The following is a 3719-nucleotide window of genomic DNA, read 5'->3' on the forward strand; positions in this document are numbered from 1 at the left end:
ACGAGCAGGCTGGGAAGACGAATTCCTTCTCAGCCTTATCGGTCACATGCGATAGCCCTGCCTGGAGGGGGAGGGTCGATCGCGCGCAGCGCGAGCGGGGTGGGGTGATCCCTCCAATCGGGTAGGGCCCGTGAGGAGGGATCACCCCACCCCGCTTCATCTCTCGCTTCGCTCGACATGAAGCGACCCTCCCCCTCCAGGGGAGGGTGGAAGCAAGCCGCCCCTACGTCCCGTAGGTCGAGTCCTTCGGCAATGGAAACACCGGGTCCTGCGTCCTGATATTCGTCGGCCACACCACCGAGATGTGCTCGCCGGCGTTCTGCATCACCACAGGGGTCGAGCGCTCGTTCTGGCCGGACAGCGGCGTGCCCGGCGGGAAGAATTTCACCCCGTAGCCCTGGATGGTGCCGCCGGCGGGGATGTCGACGTCGAGCGCGGCCTTGCGGATCGCCTCCGGCTCGAAGCTGCCGTACTTCTCCTTGGCGACCGGCAGCACGTTGTTGAGCAGCACCCAGGTCTGATTGAATCCCATCGAGCAGTGCGGCGGCACGTCGGTGGCGCCGGTCTTGGCCTGATAGCGCGAGACCATGGTCTTGATCAGATCGCCCATGCCCGGCGCGAGTTTTGCCGGATCGAGCAGCTGCGCCGGCACCGGATCGATGTTGCAGAAATTGTCGATGTCGGCGCCGAACGTGGCGCGCAGCTTGTCGAGCTGGCTGTAGCCCGCGCCGGCGCCGAACAGCATCTTGAAGCGCAACCCGCTCTCGCGGGCCTGGCGCAGGAACAGGGTGATGTCGGGGTTGTAGCCGGCATGCGAGATCACGTCGGCCTTGGCGCGCTTGATCTTCGTGACCAGCACCGACAGGTCGGGCGCGGAGGCCGAATAACCCTCGCGCAGCACCACCTGGATGCCGGCCTCCTTGGCGTAAGCCTCGTCGGCGGCGGCGACGCCGACCCCGTAGGGGCCGTCCTCGTGGATCAGCGCGACCTTGACCTCCTTGGGATCCATTCCGAGTTTCGCTTTCGCATGCTCGGTGAGGAAGGCGGCGAAGGCCTGCCCGTATTGATCCGAATGGATCTGCGCGCGAAACACGTATTGCAGGTTCTTGTCCTTGAACACGGCGGTCGAGACCGCGGTCGTGATCCAGAGGATCTTCTTCTGCTGCTCGACCTTGGCCGCGAGCGGCACCGCATGCGAGCTCGCATAGACGCCGTTGAGGATGTCGATCTTCTCCTGGCTGATCAGGCGTTCGGCCTCGTTGATCGCGACGTCGGGCTTGCTCTGGGAATCCGCGGCGACGGGAGCAATCTTGGTCTTGCCGCCAATGCCGCCCTTCTCGTTCACGAGATCGATCGCGATCTGCGCGCCGATCGAGGAGGCGACCGAGCCGCCGGCGGCGAAGGGGCCGGTGAGGTCGTAGATCAGGCCGATGCGCAAATTCTCGGCCTGCGCCTGGGCCCTGGTCCAATCGAGGCTGAGTGTGGCGGCGGCAGCCGCCGTACCCTTCAGCAGCTGCCTGCGTGAAGTCGGCATCCTATCCTCCCTCAAAACCGTCTTATGATTGGTTGTTACTTTTTTGCGAAGTATGCGGAGGGGGATCGCGGAAAGTCAACTCCGGCGCGCATCAGTGCGCGCGTTCGATCCACGTCCCGGTCGGCGCCGGCGGTTCACGCCGGCGCCCTGTCTGTAGTTGCTTCGGCTCAGCCCGGCCCTGCACCTTGCGTTGCCGTGAACACCGCATAGAGCGATTGGCTCGCGGCCATGAACAGGCGGTTGCGCTTGGGGCCACCGAAGGTGATGTTGCCGCACACCTCCGGCAGGCGGATGCGTCCGAGCAGCTTGCCTTCCGGCGACCACACCGTCACGCCATTGTAGCCGACGGCGCGACCGGCATTGCTGGACGCCCAGACGTTGCCGTTGACGTCGCAACGCAGGCCATCGGGCCCGCACTTCACGCCGTCGACCACGCAATCGCTGAACTTCTTGAGGTTCGACAGCTTGTTGTCGCCGCCGACGTCGAACACGAAGATCTCGCCCTTGCCGCCGGGGCCGGTATCGCCCGGGCCCTTGCCGGTGGAGGCGACGTACAGCTTCTTGTAGTCGGGCGAGAAGCAGAGGCCGTTCGGGTCAGGCACCTGCTCCTCTGTGACGACGAGGTCGATGCGGCCGGAAGGGTCGATGCGATAGCAATTGGTTGGCAGCTCGCGCTTGCCCGGCGTGAAACCGGCGGGCTGTCCGATCCGCGGATTGAGCTTGCCGCCCGCATTGCTCGGGCCACCGGCAGCATCCGGCTCGCCTTCGTAGAGCTGGCCGCCATAGGGCGGATCGGTGAACCAGTAGCTGCCGTCGGGATGCGCGACGACGTCGTTCGGCGAGTTCAGCTTCTTGCCGTTGTAATTGTCGCAGAGCACGGTGGCGGTCCCGTCATGCTCGTAGCGCGTCACGCGGCGGGTCAGGTGCTCGCAGGAGAGCTGCCGGCCCTGGAAGTCGAAGGAGTTGCCGTTGGAATTGTTGGACGGCGTGCGAAACACGCTGACGCGGCCGTCGTCCTCGCTCCAGCGCATCTGCCGGTTGTTGGGAATGTCGCTCCACAGCAGATATCGTCCCTGCGCGCTCCATGCCGGGCCCTCGGCCCAGAGCACGCCGGTGTAAAGGCGCTTGATCGCGGTGTTGGGCTGCGCGAGATCGTTGAAGGAGGGATCGACCGCGAGGATGTCGGGGTCCCAGAAATAGGTGGTGGGCGCGCCGTGCGGGCCGAAATCGCGCGGCGGGGTGGTGATGGTGGTCGGCGGTGCGGCGGGGCCGGTCTGGGCCAGCGCGGGGCCGGCGACGGTGGCGGCGGCGCCGAGCGCGAGCCCCCGGACGAGCGTTCGTCGTGAAAGCGCAGCATCCTGTTCACGCTGCGCGTGGTCACGAGCCGCTGGCTCACCCCTCTCTTGGCGTGTCATCGCGTCCTCCCAATGATGTTCGCTGACCGGTTGATCCGGCCGAGCGGAAGCGGAGGTTAATCCGGTCCGCCGCCGGTTGCGAGAGGAATAGAATTCTTCCGTGCGGTTGTGAGCCGCAATGTCGTCATATTCGAATGCGCCGGAGAAAAAGCCGTGTCGAAGCCATGATTTCGCGCGGATTGCCACGCAAGAACCGGTCGGGCAGATGCACGGAGTTGAATGTGGCTGGCGTCATCGTATTGATCGTGTTGCTTGGGATCGCGTTTGCGGCCGGCTATTTCACCCGGGATCACATCTCCAGCAAACGACGCGCGGAAGCCCGACGCTGGCGCGAATATAGCGAGCGGGATTGGCTCTCCGCCAACGCGCCTGCGAACACCAACGAGATCGCGAGCGCGACGCCCGTCGTCACCGGCGAACTCGGCCAGATGCTGACCCGCTGGGAAAGCCGGGCCCGCGCTCGCCGCGCGGGTTAGGGCGAAGCTTCGAGGTTCTCGTAGCCCGGATGGAGCGCAAGCGTAATCCGGGACCGCGCGCCCGGCATCTTGCACCGTCCCGGATTACGCTGCGCTCCATCCGGGCTACGGACTGCGCCTGTGTCGCCCACTGTCAATCCACGTCAACAAAAATATTCCACTTTACCGAAATTCGGTTTCGGCGTATGTGTCGTCCATCCCGGCTCATCCAAGAGGGGCGACTTGTGGTCGTCTTGTTCGCGAGCCGGGGTTGCGGTGGACGCGGCAGCGTCGGCACGAGAGGTGCGGGCAGGG

Annotated in this window: 3 protein-coding genes; 1 reads left to right on the top strand and 2 read right to left on the bottom strand. The window is 65.3% G+C overall.

All coding sequences use genetic code 11. The annotated features are described in order from the left end of the window. Positions 1 to 223: 223 nt before the first annotated feature. Both UNPF46_RS37105 and UNPF46_RS37110 read right to left on the bottom strand, forming a co-directional pair. The gene (locus UNPF46_RS37105; RefSeq protein WP_142253323.1) at positions 224 to 1534 is read right to left on the bottom strand and encodes an ABC transporter substrate-binding protein; all 1311 of its coding nucleotides are present in this window, start codon (positions 1532 to 1534) and stop codon (positions 224 to 226) included. A 167-nt stretch (positions 1535 to 1701) separates the two neighbouring features. Then, positions 1702 to 2949, bottom strand: a complete 1248-nt coding sequence (locus UNPF46_RS37110; protein ID WP_174718672.1) for an SMP-30/gluconolactonase/LRE family protein — start codon at positions 2947 to 2949, stop codon at positions 1702 to 1704. Positions 2950 to 3170: 221 nt separating this feature from the next. On the opposite strand from UNPF46_RS37110, the gene UNPF46_RS37115 reads away from it, so the two are divergent. Next, a complete protein-coding gene (locus UNPF46_RS37115) occupies positions 3171 to 3425 on the top strand; it encodes a hypothetical protein (RefSeq protein WP_142253324.1) in 255 nt (84 codons plus the stop codon). Positions 3426 to 3719: the final 294 nt, after the last annotated feature.

The sequence above is a fragment of the Bradyrhizobium sp. UNPF46 genome, from assembly GCF_006658625.1.
Taxonomy (GTDB): domain Bacteria; phylum Pseudomonadota; class Alphaproteobacteria; order Rhizobiales; family Xanthobacteraceae; genus Bradyrhizobium; species Bradyrhizobium nitroreducens.